The sequence below is a fragment of the Bacillus chungangensis genome (assembly GCF_030812995.1).
Lineage (GTDB): Bacteria > Bacillota > Bacilli > Bacillales > Bacillaceae_C > Bacillus_CF > Bacillus_CF chungangensis.
The window spans coordinates 1-20,246 of record NZ_JAUSTT010000003.1 but is presented as its reverse complement, the minus strand read 5'-3'; the positions used below and the strand labels follow the sequence as shown (position 1 = coordinate 20,246).

At 35.1% G+C, this 20,246-nt stretch carries 19 protein-coding genes, 1 pseudogene and 1 riboswitch; of the genes and pseudogenes, 12 read left to right on the top strand and 8 right to left on the bottom strand.

Features of this window, described 5'->3' with window-relative positions:
• Positions 1-530 precede the first annotated feature (530 nt).
• The 3 genes from J2S08_RS03265 to J2S08_RS03255 form a co-directional block, all read right to left on the bottom strand.
• Positions 531-1,352 (bottom strand): phosphoenolpyruvate hydrolase family protein, encoded by an 822-nt coding sequence (locus J2S08_RS03265; RefSeq protein ID WP_307226635.1) that lies wholly within the window; start codon positions 1,350-1,352, stop codon positions 531-533.
• A gap of 1 nt (position 1,353) precedes the next feature.
• The gene (locus J2S08_RS03260) at positions 1,354-2,577 is read right to left on the bottom strand and encodes a Tm-1-like ATP-binding domain-containing protein (RefSeq protein ID WP_307226634.1); all 1,224 of its coding nucleotides are present in this window, start codon (positions 2,575-2,577) and stop codon (positions 1,354-1,356) included.
• A gap of 136 nt (positions 2,578-2,713) precedes the next feature.
• Positions 2,714-3,910 (bottom strand): phosphoenolpyruvate hydrolase family protein, encoded by a 1,197-nt coding sequence (locus tag J2S08_RS03255; RefSeq protein ID WP_307226632.1) that lies wholly within the window; start codon positions 3,908-3,910, stop codon positions 2,714-2,716.
• A 334-nt stretch (positions 3,911-4,244) separates the two neighbouring features.
• Here J2S08_RS03255 and J2S08_RS03250 point away from each other — a divergent pair, with 334 nt between their 5' ends.
• The 3 genes and pseudogenes from J2S08_RS03250 to J2S08_RS03240 all read left to right on the top strand — a co-directional run.
• Positions 4,245-4,907, top strand: a complete 663-nt coding sequence (locus tag J2S08_RS03250; protein ID WP_307226630.1) for a pentapeptide repeat-containing protein — start codon at positions 4,245-4,247, stop codon at positions 4,905-4,907.
• Between the two features lie 387 nt (positions 4,908-5,294).
• Positions 5,295-6,554 (top strand): DEAD/DEAH box helicase, encoded by a 1,260-nt coding sequence (locus J2S08_RS03245; protein WP_307226628.1) that lies wholly within the window; start codon positions 5,295-5,297, stop codon positions 6,552-6,554.
• A pseudogene (locus J2S08_RS03240) lies at positions 6,523-6,843 on the top strand (ECF transporter S component); the annotation flags it as partial. The gene J2S08_RS03245 and the pseudogene J2S08_RS03240, both read left to right, overlap by 32 nt.
• Positions 6,844-7,084: 241 nt before the next feature.
• Here the strand turns inward: J2S08_RS03240 and J2S08_RS03235 are convergent.
• The 4 genes from J2S08_RS03235 to J2S08_RS03220 all read right to left on the bottom strand — a co-directional run bounded on the left by J2S08_RS03235 (position 7,085) and on the right by J2S08_RS03220 (position 10,914).
• Positions 7,085-7,942, bottom strand: coding sequence for an MBL fold metallo-hydrolase (locus J2S08_RS03235; RefSeq protein ID WP_307226626.1), 858 nt, complete (start codon positions 7,940-7,942; stop codon positions 7,085-7,087).
• Positions 7,933-8,979, bottom strand: a complete 1,047-nt coding sequence (locus J2S08_RS03230) for a fumarylacetoacetate hydrolase family protein (RefSeq protein WP_307226624.1) — start codon at positions 8,977-8,979, stop codon at positions 7,933-7,935. Before J2S08_RS03230 ends, J2S08_RS03235 begins: the two co-directional genes overlap by 10 nt.
• Before the next feature lie 657 nt (positions 8,980-9,636).
• On the bottom strand, positions 9,637-9,900 hold the full coding sequence (gene acpP, locus J2S08_RS03225; protein ID WP_307226622.1) for an acyl carrier protein: 264 nt from the start codon (positions 9,898-9,900) through the stop codon (positions 9,637-9,639).
• Between the two features lie 18 nt (positions 9,901-9,918).
• On the bottom strand, positions 9,919-10,914 hold the full coding sequence (locus J2S08_RS03220) for a beta-ketoacyl-ACP synthase 3 (RefSeq protein ID WP_307226621.1): 996 nt from the start codon (positions 10,912-10,914) through the stop codon (positions 9,919-9,921).
• A 266-nt stretch (positions 10,915-11,180) separates the two neighbouring features.
• On the opposite strand from J2S08_RS03220, the gene J2S08_RS03215 reads away from it, so the two are divergent.
• The 3 genes from J2S08_RS03215 to J2S08_RS03205 all read left to right on the top strand — a co-directional run bounded on the left by J2S08_RS03215 (position 11,181) and on the right by J2S08_RS03205 (position 14,507).
• Positions 11,181-12,602, top strand: coding sequence for a YhgE/Pip family protein (locus tag J2S08_RS03215; protein WP_307226619.1), 1,422 nt, complete (start codon positions 11,181-11,183; stop codon positions 12,600-12,602).
• A gap of 164 nt (positions 12,603-12,766) precedes the next feature.
• Complete coding sequence (locus J2S08_RS03210) at positions 12,767-13,435, top strand: TetR/AcrR family transcriptional regulator (RefSeq protein ID WP_307226617.1); 669 nt, start codon at positions 12,767-12,769, stop codon at positions 13,433-13,435.
• Between the two features lie 182 nt (positions 13,436-13,617).
• Positions 13,618-13,759, top strand: a riboswitch (FMN riboswitch).
• A 166-nt stretch (positions 13,760-13,925) separates the two neighbouring features.
• Positions 13,926-14,507 carry an ECF transporter S component gene (locus J2S08_RS03205; protein ID WP_307226614.1) on the top strand — a complete coding sequence of 194 codons (582 nt, stop codon included), beginning with the start codon at positions 13,926-13,928 and terminating at the stop codon, positions 14,505-14,507.
• Between the two features lie 64 nt (positions 14,508-14,571).
• Here the strand turns inward: J2S08_RS03205 and J2S08_RS03200 are convergent, their stop codons facing one another.
• The gene (locus tag J2S08_RS03200) at positions 14,572-14,847 is read right to left on the bottom strand and encodes a ferredoxin (RefSeq protein WP_307226612.1); all 276 of its coding nucleotides are present in this window, start codon (positions 14,845-14,847) and stop codon (positions 14,572-14,574) included.
• Between the two features lie 518 nt (positions 14,848-15,365).
• Between J2S08_RS03200 and J2S08_RS03195 the strand changes: the two genes are divergently transcribed.
• The 6 genes from J2S08_RS03195 to J2S08_RS03170 all read left to right on the top strand — a co-directional run.
• Positions 15,366-16,430: a YpbB family protein gene (locus J2S08_RS03195; protein WP_307226611.1), complete on the top strand. Its 1,065-nt coding sequence runs from the start codon at positions 15,366-15,368 to the stop codon at positions 16,428-16,430.
• Positions 16,417-17,874, top strand: coding sequence for a RecQ family ATP-dependent DNA helicase (locus J2S08_RS03190; protein WP_307226609.1), 1,458 nt, complete (start codon positions 16,417-16,419; stop codon positions 17,872-17,874). Before J2S08_RS03195 ends, J2S08_RS03190 begins: the two co-directional genes overlap by 14 nt.
• 6 nt (positions 17,875-17,880) lie before the next feature.
• Positions 17,881-18,504, top strand: a complete 624-nt coding sequence (locus J2S08_RS03185; RefSeq protein WP_307226607.1) for a CPBP family intramembrane glutamic endopeptidase — start codon at positions 17,881-17,883, stop codon at positions 18,502-18,504.
• The gene (locus J2S08_RS03180; RefSeq protein ID WP_307226605.1) at positions 18,485-19,192 is read left to right on the top strand and encodes a LysM peptidoglycan-binding domain-containing protein; all 708 of its coding nucleotides are present in this window, start codon (positions 18,485-18,487) and stop codon (positions 19,190-19,192) included. The genes J2S08_RS03185 and J2S08_RS03180 overlap by 20 nt, the downstream gene beginning before the upstream one ends.
• 211 nt (positions 19,193-19,403) lie before the next feature.
• Positions 19,404-19,859: a YpbF family protein gene (locus tag J2S08_RS03175; RefSeq protein WP_307226602.1), complete on the top strand. Its 456-nt coding sequence runs from the start codon at positions 19,404-19,406 to the stop codon at positions 19,857-19,859.
• A 300-nt stretch (positions 19,860-20,159) separates the two neighbouring features.
• A partial coding sequence (locus J2S08_RS03170) for a MerR family DNA-binding transcriptional regulator (RefSeq protein ID WP_307226956.1) occupies positions 20,160-20,246 on the top strand: 87 nt, incomplete at its 3' end.

The following is a 20,246-nucleotide window of genomic DNA, read 5'->3' as shown; positions in this document are numbered from 1 at the left end:
AATATGATAACGAACAGTACCCACTTCTTTATCGTTGACCATCTACTTATCCTCATCAGAAAGGGCGTAAAGAATCTCCTAAGAATTTGGATTGTTAAGGCGATCATGCCCCTTCTCGGGAAGAAAAATTACCTCTCCAAAGGTAACACTCGACCTATCAGTATCTTCAAGACTGATGATAGCTCCCCCAATCAAACGTTTCCGTTGGTAGATTTTATGGATTAACCTATGTGTTTGCCTCCTTTAATAGACTGGGATTTCTTCATATTATCTATATAATTGAGCGGTTAAAATAATGTGAAACTTGCATAAGTAGGATTTTCTCTCATCTCCCACTGATAAGAAGTAGAACATGACTAAAATCGCAAGCATCCTCGAAAAAGGAAACCGCTTTTTCATGCGATGCTAATGCAAGAAGCTATCCTTATCCTGTCGGTCTGAACCAATCAGACATTTGACTTTCAGGTTACCCCCACCTAAATCTTGAGGTGGGGGGGGGCTTACTTTCAGATACTTGTGGGAAAATACTATTACTTAATTTTTTTGAAAGCCTCTGTTTGCTCTCTAATCCCTTTTTCTGCTGCAAATCTTTCAATGCTAGATGCACCAAAGAATCCAACAATTCCATCTACTTTTTCAATAATATAAGCAGCATCTTCTGGTTCTGCAATAGGACCTCCATGACAAATAGTTAAAATGTCAGGATTTACAGATTTGCCAGCCTTAATAATTCTTTGGATTCGATCAACACAGTCGTCTAAAGTTAATGCAGTTTGTGCACCAATCGTTCCTTTTGTTGTTAATCCCATGTGAGCAACTAAAATATCGGCACCAGCTTCAGCCATTTTCTTTGCTTGCTCTTCATTGAATACATATGGAGTCGTTAACATATCTAATTCATGCGCTTTTCTAATCATATCTACTTCCAAATCATAGCCCATTCCTGTTTCTTCTAAGTTTTGACGGAATAAACCATCAATTAAACCAACTGTTGGAAAATTTTGAACACCACTAAAACCTTGATCTTTTAGCTGTTTTAAGAAAACTTCCATCACTTTAAAAGGATCTGTTCCATTTACACCAGCTAGTACCGGGGTATCTTTCACAACGGGTAATACTTCACTACCCATTTCAACAACGATTTGGTTAGCATCACCATATGATAGTAAACCAGCTAGTGAACCACGACCTGCCATTCTATAACGACCTGAATTATAGACAATTAACATGTCTGCTCCGCCATTTTCACTACTTTTGGCTGTAATTCCTGTACCAGCACCAACACCTACTAGAATATTTCCTTTATTAATTTCTTCTTTAAATCGATTTAAAATTTCTTGTCTTTGTAACATTTTAATTCTCCCTCGCTTTATTATCTAATAATTCAATTAATTTCGTTGCTGCAGCTATTGCAAACGCTTGACTATTTATATCTGCATTGATTTCGATCATTTCCACCTTACTTTGGTCAACATTTTCTCTTAATGTATCAAATAACATTTTGTCTTCTTCTGGACCGTAGAAAGGTTGTCCCTCAACATCGAGGCCTGAAAGACCTTTTAATGGCAATAATAATGCAGTGTTGCCTACAGCTAAAGATAATTTTTCAGCAATCATTTCACCCATTCGTTTGTTCTCTTCAACTGTTGTACGCATTAAAGTAACAGTTGGATTATGTTTATAAAATTTTCGTCCTTCAAATTGGTTAGGGACGGAATCAAATGGACCAAAGTTAACCATATCTAATGCACCAACTGATACAACTTGAGGAATTTTCTTTTTTGATGCTGCTTCTAAACGATGTGGTCCTGCTGCTAATACACCACCCATTAACTCATCTGCCCATTCAGTAGTCGTTATGTCAAGGACACCATCGATAAATCCATTAGATATTAAACTTTCCATTGTACGACCACCTACACCAGTTGCATGGAAAATTAACACTTCATATCCCCTATCTTCTAGAAAACTTTTAGCATAATTGATACAAGGTGTTGTAAGACCAAACATCGTTGCGGCAATTAAAGGTTTTTTCTCCACTGTCGTGTTATTCTCAAATTTAACCATACCTACAATCGCAAATACTGCATTCGTAAATATTTTAGTAGAAATGACATTTAAACCAGCAACGTCAACTACCGATGGCATCATTATAATATCACTCGTACCTACATATGGTTCTGTATTACCAGAAGCAACTGTTGAAACCATTACTTTAGGAACACCAATTGGCAATGCCCTCATTCCTGGTGTCACGATAGAGGAACCACCAGTACCTCCAAATGATAATACGCCATCAAATTTACCTTCTTCATACAATTTTGGCAAGAGTACTTCCATACCTTTGGCAAGAACTGCTGTAGCATTTGCTCGGTCTTTTTTTGCTGCAATCTCTTTCATATCTTCTCCAGCAGCAGCTGCTACTTGAGCATTTGATACATCTGGCTCAAATGTTGGGTCATACACACCTGTATGGATAGTGAAAGTATTTAAACCTAGTGATTCAATCAGCTCTTTTGCATATAAAAATTCTTTTCCTTTAGAATCAAATGTTCCAGCTAAGGTAATTGTTTTCAAATCTAATCTCTCCCTTCTTGTTTTTTTATCCTAGTATCATTATTTAAGAAATCGTTATCATTTGTTTCTTGACCTTATCATAACGTTTATTTTTAGGAGAGTTAATGTGTTTAAGTTTTGAAAAATTGTCTTTTTGTTATTTTTTTATATAATATTTAGGTGATACACCTTTATATTTCTTAAAGATTTTACTAAATTGAGTATAGTCGGGATAACCTACCATTTCAGCGACGCTATTTAGTGGCAAGTTTTCTAATTTTAGTATTTCGATTGCACGATTAAGTCGAAAATTAATAAGATATTGAGTAAATGAAATACCCACCTCTTTTTTAAATAATGTACTTAAATAAGAGCGGGATAAATTTAAGATTTCTGCTATTTCGTTTAATGTTATTTCATCCATATAATGTAAAGCGATATATTTTTTTATAAAATCTATATAATCATCTTGACTTCCTATGCCATCAATTATTTTAACGATCAATTCATCAAACTGAAAATCATTTGTTTGCTTAAATGATCTTGTAACATGCACGAGAGCTTGTTCAGTAGGGATCCTTTCAAAAACGGAACCGCCGATGTAACCCATGATATTGGTATCGTCATACATAAATTGAACATCGATTGGTTTATTAACTGGGCCACCATAAATCATTTTAATAGCATTTGGATTCAGTTCATCACATCGATTAAAAATGTTCACAGCCATTCTTTTAGCGGATTGTAAAGATAAGATCTTTCTAGCTCCTAATGAGCCACCTTTGGTAAGACCTAAATGAACACAAATAACATCAGCACCAGCTTCTAACATACTTATTGCTTGATCCTCATTAAATACAAAGGCCACGGTAAATAACTCTTTTTCATTAGCAAGGCGAATAGCTTCTATTTCTTTATTATATGTAATTCCTTGTTCCTCCAAAGCTTCTCTGAAAAGACCATCTACTAGACCAACACTGGGAAAATTATTAATGCCAGCAAATCCTTTATCCTTAATTAAATCAATATAGTTATCTAACTTGATTGTTGGATCTGTTGCACATAAACCGAAACAAACAGGAATATTTTTAATCATAGGAATTAATTCTTTATAAGCAAAATCCATTACAACTTCATTACTATTTGCATAAGGTAAAAAACCAGCTAATGAACTTACACCCATTTGCCTGAAGCGCCCTGAACTTAGAGCTAAAATGAGGTCAGCACCACTTTGCTCTGCATATTTTGCTGTCATTCCAGAGCCAGCAGCAACACCTAATAAATATCTATTTTTTTTAATTTGGTTTTTTAAATAATGTTGTATTTCATACTTGTTATTTAGCATTTTCTCCATGTAACCTACCTTCAACATAAGTTTACATTATTTAGTTTTCAGTTATTCACAATCGTAATGTCCATTATTTCACTAACGAAAGCTCCATATTCAGTTACGTTGAATAAACGTAAGAAATCAACAAAGCGATCAATTTACTATAACGGGAAGATGGACAATTTTTAATATATGATGTTGAACCACAAAAATATTGTATCTCAGCACATCATTGTTTGTATAAACATTTATCGTTCTTATGGTATGCTTGAGGAAACAATGGAGGGCGGCTTCCATTAACTGGTAATAGGTCAGAAAGAAGCTTGGTGTTTTGTCTTAAATGATAAGGGGGATCTCGATGATAAAAAAAACGTCAAACATACAGTTGCCGCGTCTTCCAAAAAACGCAGCTACTATCTATCTAGATGAAACAATAGGGGATGAGCAATATATCAGTCATGGTAAAATAGAAAATATAGAATTACGGGATATCTACGCTGAAAAAGTTCACTTTGAAAAAGTTGTTTTTAAAAATGTTTCTTTTCAAGAAGTTGAATTTAAAAACATTGAATTAACAGATTGTCTGTTTGAGAAATGTGACTTATCTAACACTGATTTTAGTGATGCCATTATTCATCGGGTAGCAATGAAAACTTGTAAGGCGATAGGTGTTGATTTCTCAGGCTCTACCCTCCGAAATGTCATATTCGATCATTGTTTAGCGAATTATGCTTCATTCGTTTTCTCCAACTGCAAGCAATTGCAGTTTCATGCTTGTTCCCTCCGTGAAGCCGATTTCTATGAAGCAAAATTAAAACAAGCTATTTTTAATCATTGCGATATTGATCAGGCTAAATTAGCAGGATTGTCATTAAAAGGGATCGACTTGAGTACGTGTTCATTCGAAAATTTAGTTGTATCAATTGACAAGTTAGAAGGCTGTATCATTTCTCCAGACCAAGCTATCGGTTTTGCAAAAGTATTAGGGTTGATCATAAAAGAAACACAGGAAGAAAGTTAATTGCTGAAAGTGGATGTTTAAGGATTTTCAATATCCTATAAATAATAAGATGCTAGTAGATACTTATAAAGAACAATGACATTTTCTATACATATTACATGAATGTTCAAAAAGGAGAAATAGAGGTTATCCTACATCTACTCATTCACTGAATTGAAGGAAGGCGGTATTTAGACGAAAGGGTGTTTTGGGTTAATATCCAATGAGCAGATAGATATGATAAACAAAAAAGAAAATAGAATTTGAAAAAAATAATATATATCATTCTAAGAAAAACCTTTTTTCAAATGTGATAGGGTGTTTTATACTTATGATCGTAGTCAATGATTACTCAATAAATTGGTTATAGTAAGAAAGGCAAGTAAAAGAAGAAAGAGGAATGTGTAAATGACATTTCAACAATTAGGAATTTCAAAAAGCCGATGTGATCGATTAATTACCATGCAAATTGAAAAGCCAACAGAAATACAAGCAAGAGCAATTCCGCTCGTGCTAGACGGGAAGGATATCGTAGCAAAGGCGCAGACCGGAACGGGAAAGACATTAGCGTTTGTTTTGCCGATGTTAGAAAAAATCGATGTTGCACTTTTACATATTCAAGGTCTCATTATTACACCTACTCGTGAACTTGCTTTGCAAATTACAAAAGAAGTTCAGAAGCTTACAGAAGGTCGGCTAGACCCGAATGTTTTAGCTATTTATGGTGGACAAGATGTAGTGAAACAAATCAATAAACTTAAAAATGACATCCATCTTGCGATTGGAACACCTGGAAGATTGTTGGATCATCTTCGTCAAGGGACAATCGATTTATCTAACGTTTCGATGCTTGTGTTAGATGAAGCAGATCAAATGCTGCATATCGGTTTTTTATCAGAGGTTGAGGACATTATTCATCAAACCTCGGAAAACAGGCAAACGATGCTTTTTTCAGCAACAATGCCAAAGGAAATCCGCCGATTGGCAAGAGCGTATATGAGCAATCCGAAAGACATTTATATAAAAACAGAGCAAGTGACTGTGAAAGAAATTCAACAGATTATTGTAGAAACGACAGATCGGGCGAAGCAAGATACACTATGCCACATGCTGTTAGAAGAGCAGCCTTTTCTTGGAATGATCTTCTGTCGAACGAGGCGTCGCGTATCGAAATTGAATGATTCATTACAATCGCAAGGATTTTTAGTAGATGAATTGCATGGAGGCTTGTCGCAAGCGAAGCGTGAGCGAGTACTAGAACGCTTTAGAAAAGCAGAGTTGCAGTATTTAATTGCTACTGATGTAGCTGCACGTGGACTTGATGTAGACGGTGTAACACATGTGTTTAATTATGATGTTCCTCTTGATGCAGAAAGTTATATTCATCGAATCGGCCGAACAGGCCGTGCTGGTGAACATGGTTTAGCAGTCACTTTCATAGCACCGAAGGATAGAGATTATGTGAACATAATTGAAAAAGGAATTGATATGAAAATTCCGAAAAAATCTACTTCTGTTATGCATTCAAAAAAGCTAAATAACAATAAAATAAATAGTACTTCTAAGTTTAAAAAAACTACTTCCTCTTCGCTCGACTCTAAAAAGCATCATAGGAAGAGGCCGAAAAAGAGATCAGGTGATTTTACGAGATCGAAACAGAAAAGATAACTTTTTATCCAAATCTTGCGTACTAATGCTGATTAAATTTCCATTGCCAACTTTTCCTGCATATTTAACAGTTGATTTTAGCGATATTCCTGCATTAATCGCTGCTTTGTTATTTGGGCCAATTGCTGCTATTGTTGTCGAGTTTATTAAAAACCTGATCGATTATTTAATGATTGGCAGTGAAGCAGGGCTTCCTATAGGTAACTTGGCGAATTTTTTAGCAGGTATTTCATTTGTCTTACCAACTTATTTTGTCTATAAACGGTTAAAAACAAAAAAGGGAATGATGTTTTGCTTCATATCATGATAATATATCCGCTTAAAAAGGAATAGATTTTGAAAATTAATATTTCGTCCTAAGAAAACCTTTAGGACGTTTTATATTTATAGATCGTATCAAGAATGATCGTTAAATTGATTAAAGTAAGAAATCAATACTAAATATCAAAGGTATGACTGGGATACAGATGATATGATAGAATGGCACAATGTACCTGCAGGAGAGGGAATAGTTGAAGGATACAATGCATCTAATTTCTTTTCTCCACATATTGTTGATAGATATCAAGATCATGCGAGGGCAAGATGATTAGATTACTATTTTCCTTTTCTAACCCGTTAAGCAGTGGAAACAGATTTTCGTATTGGATATGGTTGTAATGAGCGAATCTACTTACCCAACTACCTGCCTTATTCTCTCGATAGTTCCCTCGCACATAAACGGCATCAGCTGCCAAAAAGTATCTATGGTCAGGGCCGTTTATAAGCAATCCCATTTGTCCGATGGAGTGGCCCGGAAGTGGAACGAGGATCAACGACTCATCGCCTAACAAATCTCTCGACTGTTGAAAAAGGCCGTACCGAGACGACTGTTCAAAATCAATTGTCTGTATGTTGTTAGAATCTATTTGGTTAAAAAGGGCTTTGATATAGCCATGTTTGATTAGACTTAACGATGAACGGCGGGTAAACTCCCATTCTCTTTTACTTACAATGATCCGAGAACGAGGAAAATCATGTATCCCTCCCACATGATCGACATGCATATGAGATAAAATGACTGTAACTTCATCGGGATGAATATTCATATTTTTCAGTTGAACGGATGCATTTTCTTTTTCTGTTACTCGTACGGGTGTCACAATCCGCAGGAGACGATACGGAAAAAAACGAGTCACATCGAAAAAACGGGTGGAGTATCCGGTATCAAATAAGAAATAACCTTGTTTAGGATGCTTTATTAAGTAAAAAAGTGCCGGTCCCCATATCTTTTCCTTCTGGCTACCTTTCTTCAAACCATCTAAAGATGCATGATAGAATCCTGCATTCAAAACAGTCAGGTCACATTTGGGCGTATTTGTCGATGTAACAGGCAATTTCATGGACATGAGCCTATCTCCTCTCGCTTCTTAGTGCTAATGAGATCCACTCTGTTTGGCCAACGGCTTTTGTTTTTTATTTCAATACAATCAGGTATATACTGGGTAAGGGTCCCTAATTTGGAAAACGAAATTTCAATCTGATCTGAAGGTAGCAGCCATTCATCTGTTTCAATTGCACAGCAATCGGGGATTGTCCCCATCCCAATAATCGTCCCTGGCAAAGGGGTGAAGATGGAACGGACAAAATCTACCACATCAAGAGGATGGGCAGTATATTCAGACGTGCTTCCTTTCCAGTGAAGACGATTCCCAATACGTACTTTCACCTCTAACTTTAGCGGATCGTCAATCTCATCTGGAGTAACTAAGTACGGCCCAATACCTTTACTTGCATTGAAATCTTTAGATTTAGCTGGGCCCGTTAAGGATAGAAAATCTGCTATCTGAACATCCCGTGCAGAACTGTCATTAAAAATGGTATAGCCAGCAATAGTGGAATCTTTCCCAATAACAATCGCCAGCTCCGGCTCAATATCGAGATAAGAGGTAAAGGAAGGCCAATGAATGGTGTCACCATTCCCGATGATAGCGTTATGGTTGCACTTATAATATCGGAAGTTAGGCTTTGCGTGTTCTCCTCGTAATTTTCTCGCCATAAAGGCTTTAAGAATGACGTTTAAAGGCCAAGTATACTCTTTCTGAACCATATTGATAGCGGAATTCTTCAAATGTCTGGGGGATAAACCGAAGTCAAGAAGTGCTGGTACGGAAGGGATGGGTGGTAGCAGTCTCACATCATGAATACAGTGAATGTCATCTTGGTTGATATTCTCAAAGAAATCATCAGCGTATGAGTATAATTCTTCCGCATATTGATGGCTCATAGGAAGATGATGCAAATATAGATTCATATTATGTAGACAATGAATAGGATTGCCAGTCTTTAATATCATTGTATGGAAACTGATAACATATTTTTGTCGAAAAACAAATCCAAACATCATTTCCGTTGAATTTTTTGTTTGAAAAGTAACTAATTTCATGGCATTTTTCTCCTTTCATGGTAAGTATATTCATTTTATCGATACTTCATTATATATGCAAGTACTTGTTTACATATCATAAAGGAATGTAAGTTGTAATCTTTGAAAGCAGCCAACAATGAAATATTATTTGCATCTGTTGTAAAATGATAGGAGAAAAAGCATAAATGAAAAAGGTGTAGATGATGAAAAAATGGCTTTCTATAGTAATCTTCATTAGTTGTTTTTTTATTGTATTCATCCCTCCATAGTAAATAAAGGAAAAGAGATTAACCAGATAATTAAAAAATACAAATAATATTGAAGACGTAAATACCCATATAACAAAAAAATCCTTTATAATGGATGGTCAGGGGGTTCCTGTCCAATTCAATAGTAAAGGATGATCTTATGGATAAAAATACACTAATTTCATTATTTTATAATGGATTTCACCTATATCCAAAAACTCACAGAACAAGTGGAACATTTGAAACAATTTAGCTTTTATTCTTTCTTTAGTATGGTGTCTGTTATAGGAATTGATTTCCTCATCACAATAAGTCATTTTGTATTGCCAAGTAAGTTAAGACAAAAAAATTGACCATGCAACGCATGATCATAAACCTCAAGTGCTTCTCCATGATCTATAAGTTTTAATGTTTTTCGCTAGCTGATTTATGTGGGAATTTCAGATTTTTCTTGAATGTTTCGATGAATATAATCAATAACATTTTCAACCGTAATAAAACTTTTTGCATCTTCATCTGGAATTTCCAATTCAAATTTATCCTCTAACTCCATTACCAATTCTACTACATCCAATGAATCAGCCCCCAAATCATTTTTTAAAGAAGAGGTTAAATGTATTTCTGAATTTTTAATAGCTAATTTTTCTAAAATAACTTCTTTTCCAATTTGAAAAATTTCTTCTTTAGTCATTTTTTATTCCTCCATTAATTAATATGTTAGTGAAATACAGCCTAAAGATAGACCGGCTGATGTACCGAATAAAAGAATGGAATCACCACGTTTTATTTTTTCTTCCTTAATTACATCATGCAGTAGCATAGGAATCGAGGCTGAGATGCAGTTTCCGTGTGTTTCAATATGAGATGCAATTTGTTCATCTGTAAAACCATACTTTCTAAATATATCAATCCCATGACGACTCGTTTGATGAGGAATAATATATTTTAAATCGGTTTTCTGAATCGGAGACACTGCGAAAAACTCTTCAAAAAATTTAGGTAAAAGACGTACTGCAAATTTAAAAATTTCTTTTCCATTCATTTGAAAAGTATAATCTTTTGGGCTTGTCTCAGGATATTCGGGATAGCGTAAAGAGCCTAAACCTTTTACACAAGTATGATCTGCTCCGTCACTGTAAGTATGCATTTTAAAATGATGGATTCTACTTGTTTCATTTTCCGAAGCTTTTGTAACAACAGCTGCTGCAGCTCCATCTCCAAATAACGCGCGAACTTCGTTATCAGTGAGATCTAATGTACGGCTGGGAGCATCAGCACTAACAATTAAAATATTTTTGTAAATTTCTTTATCTATTAAATTAGCAGCAACGATTAATGCATTACCAAAACTATAGCAAGTTGAATCAACATCAAAACAAGGGATACCAGATTTAGATAAACCTATTTCTCTTTGATATAGACTGGCTGCGCAAGGAAGTGCTTGCATTGGCGACCCGTTTGCGCCAATAATACAATCGATGTCTTCTAGGGATATATCACTGTTTTCAATTGCTTTTTTCGCTGCCTCTGTTCCCAGAGTTAAAGCATTTTCCCCATTTTCATAATCTACATAATAACGTGAATAGATGCCAGTAGCTTTTTTAATCCATCCTTGGTTAACATCCATTAGCTTTTCCAATGATTTGCTTTCTACAACTTTTGAACCAACTGCTTTACCAATGCCTGAAATTTTTACTTTAAACATCAATCTAACCTCCTGTAAATTTTTGATTAGAATAGTGAGTGATTAGTCACACCTACTATTTTAATCCATAATAAAAGAAAAATCATCAAAAATCATCATTTATTTCCAAAAATTCCGTCAAATAAAAATGAGTGATTAATCACTTTACAATTTATAATCTTTCCAATATACTAATTAAAGCTGGTTTAATGAATGAAGAAAGGTGGTTGTAGTCGATTAGATTTGGTTTGTTAAAAAAATTTAAGGTCGACAGGAGGATTTAAAAAATGGGATTTCAAGAGTTAAAGCAGGAGTTAATCGCAATTCCAAAAAATAAGCTTTTTATTCCTATTATGGTAGCGATTCTTATGCCGATCATGTATTGTGGTACATTTTTATGGGCTTTTTGGGACCCTTATGAAAGGATGGGGCAGCTTCCAGCAGCGGTTGTTAATTTTGATAAAGGAACAGATTTTCAGGGAGAGTCATTGAAAATCGGAGATGATATTGTCAATAATCTGAAAAATAATGAAAACTTCAATTGGGAGTTTGTTTCAGAAAAAGCAGGAAAAGCAGGTCTCAAAGATGGAAAATATTTTTTTATGATTGTTATACCAGAAGATTTTTCGGAAAAGGTAGCTTCCGTATTTGATAAAACTCCAGTTAAATCTAAAATTCTTTTTGTTCCCAATGAAGGATTGAATTATTTAGTTGGGATGGTGGGTGAAAATGCAATCGGAAAAATAGAGAGCAATATATCCAAAAGTATTACGGAAAGTTATACGAAAGCCGTTTTTGAGAATATCCATATGCTAAGTGAAAATATCAAAAAGTTAAGTGAAGGAGCTGAAAAAAACGCCGAAGGAACGAGTCTCGTAAATGCACAATTAATACAAGTAATTGAATCTAATCCTAATGTAACTCAAGAACAGAAGAGCCAATTGGTATCAGCACTACATTCCCTGGCGAATGGATCAAATGAGTTAGTAAAGAGCTTAAAAATAGGAGGGGATGCTTTGGAAAAATACCCCAATAATGATGAGACTTATAGGATGTTTGCTGATCCGATAAATATTGAAAAAGATAAATTTGCGGCAGTTCCAAACTACGGTTCCGGCTTTGTACCATTTTCTTTATCACTTGGATTATTTATTGGAGCAATGATTGTCGCCATTGTCTTTCCTGTACGAGATCCTGCCAAAAGACCAAGTTCAGCGTTTGGATGGTTCTTCAGCAAATCTGCCATTCTAGTGATTGTTGCAGTATTTCAAGCCTTAATCACTGGTTTAGTCCTTTTGATGGGTTTAAAATTAGAGGTTGAAAGTGTACCATCTTTTATTTTCTTTAGTATTTTTACTAGCATTGTCTTTATAACACTTGTTCAACTGTTTGTGACGTTACTTGGAAATGCAGGGCGTTTTCTGATTATTCTTCTATTAATTTTACAAATTACATCAAGCGGCGGCACTTTCCCTGCACAGTTGGTTCCAGACGCATTACAGGTGGTGAGCCCATTTTTGCCAATGACACATTCTGTAGCTGGATTTAGAGCGGTTGTGACAAACAGCGATTATCCGTTTATGTGGGATGCCGTTAAAATGTTGTCTGTATTCCTTGTTCTTGCAATTATCGGCAGTTTGCTTTACTTTATTATTCAATATAAAAGGGTATATAAAGAACATAAGATTTCTGAAAATCACCACTATTAAAAATGATTACAGGGTTTAAAGGCGTTCCTAGTTTTTTAGAAACCCTACCTTGAAAAATAGGGGATGTTGAAGTTACATTTATGATAAATGATGATAAACTAACTATATATTTCTCGTTTTCTAGTTAATAGAGAAGAACATTGTATTGTTAGGAGACCTAAAAAATGTTTGAACAAGAAAAAAAACTTATTGACGAAATTGCCCGCTTAAATGAAGCACATTTGAAGATGACCGAAAAACAAAATAATATTATTCAAGCTGCTATAGAAATCTTTTCTGAAAAAGGATATGCTGCTTCTTCAACAAGCGAAATAGCGAAAAGAGCCGGGGTGGCAGAGGGAACCATTTTCCGCCACTACAAAACAAAAAAAGAACTCTTAGTATCAATTGTTACACCTACAATTATGAAACTCATTGCTCCATTTATCTTGGAGGATGTTGGTGAAGTTTTGGATAAACCATATAACAGCTTCAGAGAATTTCTATATGAAATCATGAAAAACCGAATAGAATTCGTGAAAAAAAATCTTCCTGTTTTAAAAATTTTTGTTCAAGAAATAGCATTCCATTCAGAGCTTCAAGATAAATATAAAAAGTATATAGCGGAACCCTTATTTAATCGAATAAAAGACATCATCATATACTTTCAAGAAAAAGGTGAGATTGCTGAACTTCCTGTTTATTCGATCATTAGAATAGTTGCCTCTACAGTAATCGGCTTTTTTTATATGCGATTTTTAATTTTCCCTGACCTAGAATGGGATGATGAAGCTGAAATTGAATTAACTATTCATTTTATCATGAGTGGATTATCACCTTTAAAAGGTAAGTAAAAGATATTCGCTTTTTCGTACGGTCCAACGCAGGGCAACGTTTTTTTATTATAGCAACGTGTTCAGAAAAACCAAGGCGTAACTCGCGTCATAATCTTGGATCATCTCTTTTTGGGGCAAAACATTTGCGAAAAATATCATCATTGCGTATAATGTTGGTTGTAATTTGAAAACATCATATGGTTCATCTTCGGGGCAGGGTGAAAATCCCGACCGGCGGTAATGAAAATGATGCAAGATTTCTAAGCCCGCGAGCCAATGTTATTGGCAGGATTTGGTGAGATTCCAAAGCCGACAGTATAGTCTGGATGGGAGAAGATGGAGGTTGGCCAGTGTTTTACATTTGCAGGATGTAAAACGCTTATTTAGGCATACCCGTTATTTCTCCCTCAAGTATTTTCTTGAGGGATTTTTATTGGGGTTTCTATGCTTATGCTGTTGGCTTAACCTCTCTTCAATCGAGAGATGAATCTCCAAAGGAGAGAGGAACATGAAAAAAATGAATTTAAAGACGTTTGTGGCAGTAGGAATGCTGAGCAGTTTAGCTTACGTACTGATGTTGATTAAATTTCCATTGCCAACTTTTCCTGCATATTTAACAGTTGATTTTAGCGATATTCCTGCATTAATCGCTGCTTTGTTATTTGGGCCAATTGCTGCTATTGTTGTCGAGTTTATTAAAAACCTGATCGATTATTTAATGATTGGCAGTGAGGCAGGGCTTCCTATAGGTAACTTGGCGAATTTTTTAGCAGGTATTTCATTTGTCTTACCAACTTATTTTGTCTATAAACGGTTAAAAACAAAAAAGGGAATGACTGTTTCCCTTATTGTTGGAACAATCTTTATGGCTGTTCTGATGAGCTTTTTAAATTATATTGCGATTCTTCCTGCATATATCTTTCTGCTTGGCTGGGATCCAATGACAACTGCGGAAATTCGCAAGTTTGCGGTTGCACTCATTCTTCCTTTTAATATATTCAAGGGAATCATTATAACCGGTTTATTTATGCTACTCTTCACAAGAATGAAAGCATGGATTGATAAACAAACAAACTTTAAGAATGCATAGGTTTGAAAAAACCTCTACTGCATCACGGATAGAAAAAAATGACTTTTTATAAAAGGAAAACCCTCTATTTTGTTAAAACAGAGGGTTTTTGTGTTTCATATTTAAAAGGATCTCCATCAAAAGGATTGTCAGCAACCTTAATGGATTCCGTTGGACAACCTTCAAATGCATCTTCCAAATCATCTTCTAAAATCTCTGGAATTTCTACTGTTCCTTGATTATCATCTAGTACGACATAAGCTAATCCTTCTTCGTCGTAGTCAAAGACATCAGGAGCAGATGCAGCACATGCGCCACAAGCAATACATGTATCTTTATCAACGATGGTATATTTTGGCATGTGGTACCTCCTCACAATTGATCCTATAAAGATGGCTGAAACATTGTTGCTTCCTTTTTATTTTATCGTTCCTTCTACTCAATTTCAACTTTTTTAGTAGGAAGTTTTGTTTATAGAATAGCCGAGATGTAAATGCAAGTAAAAATTTGCTGAAACTCGCCATGTAGTTGGTATTTTCTCTAGGGATAGGGACTACCCTTATAGCTTGGTAAATATAGATAGCTAACAAAAGTATCTAGTTCCCAAGAAGCTCCCACTTCAATCAGACCGCAATGTCGATAAGTGGTGAGTAGTTCACCTTATACTTTTTTACCAACATGAAGGAATTAGAAACAAATTGGAAATAGCATTAGTTGTTTATAGGAGAAAGAAAGCATAAGTCGAAAAAACAAGAATAAGATAGCTTTATGTGGTACACTAAAGGTGATGTTGTGCGGAATTTTATTCCACATTTAACAGACAATAAAGTATCTAAAAGCTGTTTACGTAGAAGAATTATAGACTTTAGGTGATCATCAATGAACTGTTATCTTGATGCTGTTATATTATCTTGTTTACATAAAATTAAAGGTGAAAGAACGATTTATTCCATCTATCATTTGTTAAAAGGAAAAAAATCCTCGCAAACTATACAAGATGCTCACTTCTATCAATTAACAACCTTTTTTCAAACATTCCCTGCTTTTGAACGGCAAAGCTATGAACGTCGAATTAAATTGCTCTTCCAGCAAGGTCTCCTAACAACAGAGGGGCACCCCATTTATGTTGTAACGGAAGAAGGAGCAAAATCGATTAAACAGTATTTTACAAAAATATCTTTTCCGAAATATTTGAATGGCTATCAATATCAACAAATTGCTTCTATATTTTGGAGAAGGTTTACTTTCTTTATTCAAGTGTTGTCGCATTTAATTAGAAAGGAGCGAGCATATTATCCGATTGAACGCGATCCTGTTCGTCTAGAATGGCTGAAACGGTTTATTACAAATGCAAAGCAGCCAAGAGAACAATTGGCAGCACGCTGCTATGATGAATTATTCAGTCTTCTTTCGAATAATCCTCCAGAAGATCCTCGGATCATTGCTGTACAGCTTACCGGTGTTGAACAAATTGGAAAAACAGTTCAGCAAACAGCTGATTTGTTTGGCATAGAAAAAACAGAATGTTGGTTCCGATTTTTAAACTTGCTGCATTTTATGTTAGAGTCCATTATTTCAAAACGAGAAACATATCCACTTTTATATGGGATGCTCGCTGATTTAAACAAAGGGGTTTATTTAACTAAATCAGCGGAACAAACATATCGATTACTAAAAAAGCATTACTCGCTGCAAGATATAGCTGTATATCGAAAGTTAAAAATCAACACTGTGGAAGATCATATAATCGAAATCGCATTAAGTGATCCATATTTTCAACTTACTCCATATGTTGATGAGTACACTGCTCAAGAAATTATAAATATCGCAGCTCAGATTGGCGGGAAGAAACTACGGCCATTGAAAGAACATCTTCCTAACGTTACTTATTTTCAAATTCGCCTCGTTTTGGCGGCATTAGGAGTAAAACATGGAATTACATAGTGCTTTAAAAAAATACTTTGGTTATGATTGTTTCCGAACAGGACAACAAGACATCATTTCTTCGGTGCTCGAGCAGCAAAACACTTTGGCAATGCTGCCAACTGGAACAGGAAAATCCTTATGCTATCAGTTGCCAGGCTATCTTTTAGATGGAGCAGTAGTAATCGTCTCTCCCTTGCTTTCTTTAATGCAGGATCAGGTTGCACAAATGCATTTTCGTGGTGAAAAAAGCGTAATTGCGTTAAATTCATTTTTAGGCTATCGTGATCGGAAGCTTGCTTTAAGCATGCTTTCCAATTATCGCTTTATTTTTGTTTCTCCGGAAATGCTGGCAAATGAACAGGTGCTAGAAAAACTTCGTACAGTATCAATTGCATTATTTGTTATTGATGAAGCGCATTGCATTTCTCAATGGGGGCCTGACTTTCGACCTGATTATTTAAGGCTAGGAGCTATTAGGCAACAATTAAATGAACCAGTAACACTTGCTTTAACTGCAACTGCTACAAGGCAAGTACGAGAAGACATTAAAGAAGTACTCAAAATATCAGTAATGAAGGAATGGATATTCTCAATAGATCGTCCTAATATTGCAATGGCAGTAGAGCAATGTGATCATTATCATGATAAAATTGATAGATTGCTATCCTTGGTGCAAAAACTAGAAAAGCCTGGAATTATTTATTTTTCTAGTAAACGGGCAGCAGAAGATATCGCTGTGATGTTATGGCAAGCAGGAATTTCTTCCACAGCAGCCTACCATGGCGGGATGGAACAAGAGCAAAGAATGTTAATTCAGCAGCAATTTCTTTTTGGACAGTTGCAAGTGATTTGTGCAACAAATGCTTTTGGAATGGGGATTAATAAAGAGAATATTCGATTTGTGATCCATTTCCATTTACCACAACATATCGAGGGGTATTTACAAGAAATCGGCAGAGCTGGAAGAGATGGAGAAAAAGCTTTGGCACTCCTCTTATATTCAGCAGGTGATGAATTGCTTCCGCAGCAGATGATCGAAACAGAACTGCCAACAGATGAACAAATTGAATATTTCTATCGTTCGGTGTCTAGAATGGAGCTTCCATTGCTAATGGAAAAGTTACAATTGACGGAGATTCAGTTTCGTTTTCTGCAATTCCATCAATCTAAATCAAAAATGGAAAGAGAGGAGATTGAAGCTGTAAAAAAGACGAAAGCAGAAAGAAGACAGCATAAATTAAACAAATTATTCCAGATGAAAAGATTTATTTCAGACACTGCTTGCCGAAGAATGCATATATTGGCATATTTTGATGAAAAAATGACGAAAAGTCTTCCTTTTTGCTGTGACAATTGTAAAATAAACATAGAGGATTATTATTTGGCAATAGCTCCTCATTCTAGGAAAGAAGAGAGGGAGTCGTGGGAATGTATCTTGCAAAAGTTATTGTTGAAAAAGTGATCATACATGAAAAAAAATAAACAAGCAGAGTTAATATTGAAAATGTCTTCAAAAGAGCTGACTTTTCATTTATTAGTCACTCAATTACTCTTATTTATTCTTTTTGTCATTTTTGGTATTGTTTTATTTAAAGATTTTGCATCTTTTTTTGATCTTTTTCGAATGGATCGTTCCGTTATCACTTTAGGGGCTGTCAGTGGTATCGTCATTGTTTTAATAGATGTTGTACTGATGAAGATACTGCCGGAGAAGTATTATGACGATGGCGGAATTAACGAAAAAATTTTTTCCAATCGCTCCATTGCAGAAATTGCTTTTTTAGCTATGGTTATTGCTATTTGTGAAGAATTGCTTTTTAGAGGAGTCATTCAAACCCACTTCGGCTTTTTTGCTGCAAGCGTTATATTTGCACTTGTTCATATCCGTTATTGGGGGCATTGGTTTTTAATTGTTAATATAATTGTATTAAGTTTCTGGATTGGAATTATCTACCAATTATCAAATCAAAATTTGCTTGCTACCATTTTCATGCATTTTATCATTGATTTCTTATTAGGATGGATCATTCGTCAGAAACATTTTTCTAAAAAAGGTAAAGGTGGTATGGATCATGAAAAGGAGCCCTTCTGAAAATCAAGAAGAATTTACACATCGTCAGCTGGATAAGGAAGATACAAAAGAGGCTTCGACTAAAAAATCCTTGCCTTCTAGAAGTGAAATCCACCAGCACAAGCGAAAACAAGAGCAGCTAAGACGAAGAAGAACAAAAAATCCATTATTGCAAGTACTACTGCTATTCTTTCTATTATTGCCGATCGTTGCCTATAGTTTCTACTCCAACTATATGAATCGTGATCGCGCAAAAGGAGAAGAGACCAAGGCAAATGAAGAGGTAACCGTAATGGAAGAAAATAATATAGCAAAAAAACCAGAAGCTAAAGATGAATCTATAAAAGATAGCGAAGACGAACAGAAGGAGGAGAGTCAAGAGGAAAAAGAACCGTCAAGTAAAGAAAATAGTACTACACCTCCACCAGTTCAACAGCCTCCAGCTGTAAAGGAATCGGAGCCAGTGAAAGAAGAAGTTCCTAAACAACAGCCTGAGCAAAAACCAGTTCAACCGCAGCAAGAACAAAAAACGGAAAACAAACAAGAAGGAAAAACAACTACTCACACGGTTCAGCAAGGGGAGACGCTGTTTAGAATATCAATGAAGTACTACAATTCCCAAGCTGGAATTGAAAAGATTCGCCAAGCAAATGGAATCTCAGGAAATGATATAAAAGTAGGACAAGTATTGAAGATTCCTTTGCCATAAGAGAAAACAAGAACAGACATAACATAATAGATGTCTGTTTTTTTATGTACTTCACGGCACATATGAACCTGTGTTTAGATGTTGATAGATGTCAAACTTAAATTCTCGAAAATCGCACCATTTACTTATTAATCGTTAAGCTTTAAAAACGGAGAATTGATCATAGTCCACCTTTCTACTGAATAGATTGTTATGGAAGGAGGAGTCGCTTATGGAAGTAAATCTTATGATACTTAACAGTGATACCGATCAAGCAACGAAACAAATGCTTCAATATGTCATTGAAAAAAAACGCAAGTGGGACTACTACCATGCAGCGCATCGAATCATGTTATGGACGAGCATCCTGTACACGCTGGCGCTTTTTTATATATTTTACTATTCTATTATGACTCCATATCAATATTCATTATTAGAGATGCTTGTTATCTTAACAAATAAAAAATCATATTTATTAATCGTGCTTTTAGCCATTTTTTTATTCAGTGGTACAACTATTTTACATAAAAAGCGTGAAGACTCTGAAAAGGAATATCATGATCTGCGGTGTGAAATTATTGACCGCAGTAAGGATTTGTGGAAGGGAGAAGCGTGGAAAAACCGCCATCGCATTTTTCAGATGATGAAAAAAACATACGATATTAATTTATATCACGAAAGCAAGTAGCGGACGTATTTAGGTACCGGACGCTTAAAATAGAAAAAACAAAGGAAAGTGATTTTTTGATCTATTATAAACATATATCACCCTTCCCGAATTTGGTTCCACTTGGAAATACTCTCTTTATGATAGATGGCAAATAGTCTATCAAAATGTTTTCAGATAGAAGGAAAAGAAGGGGATAAATCTGACCTCTACTTTTTTTCAGAGGGTGAAACAACAGTTAAAATTAGTTTATAAAAGTGTATAAAACCTCTTTATTTTATTATAAACTTTGTTTTACAATAAAACAAAGAGGTGATGTAAATGAAATACTATTCAATAGGCGAATTTGCTAAATTGATAGGGAAAACAACGCAAACATTAAGAAATTGGGATAAACAAGGAGTTTTT

Bases quoted from the DNA above. Each gene is read 5' to 3' on its own strand.
- J2S08_RS03265 (WP_307226635.1), bottom strand. From the start codon at position 1,352: ATGTTACAAAGACAAGAAATTTTAAATCGATTTAAAGAAGAAATTAAT.
- J2S08_RS03255 (WP_307226632.1), bottom strand. From the start codon at position 3,910: ATGGAGAAAATGCTAAATAACAAGTATGAAATACAACATTATTTAAAA.
- J2S08_RS03250 (WP_307226630.1), top strand. From the start codon at position 4,245: ATGATAAAAAAAACGTCAAACATACAGTTGCCGCGTCTTCCAAAAAAC.
- J2S08_RS03245 (WP_307226628.1), top strand. From the start codon at position 5,295: ATGACATTTCAACAATTAGGAATTTCAAAAAGCCGATGTGATCGATTA.
- J2S08_RS03235 (WP_307226626.1), bottom strand. From the start codon at position 7,942: ATGTCCATGAAATTGCCTGTTACATCGACAAATACGCCCAAATGTGAC.
- J2S08_RS03230 (WP_307226624.1), bottom strand. From the start codon at position 8,979: ATGAAATTAGTTACTTTTCAAACAAAAAATTCAACGGAAATGATGTTT.
- acpP (WP_307226622.1), bottom strand. From the start codon at position 9,900: ATGACTAAAGAAGAAATTTTTCAAATTGGAAAAGAAGTTATTTTAGAA.
- J2S08_RS03220 (WP_307226621.1), bottom strand. From the start codon at position 10,914: ATGTTTAAAGTAAAAATTTCAGGCATTGGTAAAGCAGTTGGTTCAAAA.
- J2S08_RS03215 (WP_307226619.1), top strand. From the start codon at position 11,181: ATGGGATTTCAAGAGTTAAAGCAGGAGTTAATCGCAATTCCAAAAAAT.
- J2S08_RS03210 (WP_307226617.1), top strand. From the start codon at position 12,767: ATGTTTGAACAAGAAAAAAAACTTATTGACGAAATTGCCCGCTTAAAT.
- J2S08_RS03205 (WP_307226614.1), top strand. From the start codon at position 13,926: ATGAAAAAAATGAATTTAAAGACGTTTGTGGCAGTAGGAATGCTGAGC.
- J2S08_RS03200 (WP_307226612.1), bottom strand. From the start codon at position 14,847: ATGCCAAAATATACCATCGTTGATAAAGATACATGTATTGCTTGTGGC.
- J2S08_RS03195 (WP_307226611.1), top strand. From the start codon at position 15,366: ATGAACTGTTATCTTGATGCTGTTATATTATCTTGTTTACATAAAATT.
- J2S08_RS03190 (WP_307226609.1), top strand. From the start codon at position 16,417: ATGGAATTACATAGTGCTTTAAAAAAATACTTTGGTTATGATTGTTTC.
- J2S08_RS03185 (WP_307226607.1), top strand. From the start codon at position 17,881: ATGAAAAAAAATAAACAAGCAGAGTTAATATTGAAAATGTCTTCAAAA.
- J2S08_RS03180 (WP_307226605.1), top strand. From the start codon at position 18,485: ATGAAAAGGAGCCCTTCTGAAAATCAAGAAGAATTTACACATCGTCAG.
- J2S08_RS03175 (WP_307226602.1), top strand. From the start codon at position 19,404: ATGGAAGTAAATCTTATGATACTTAACAGTGATACCGATCAAGCAACG.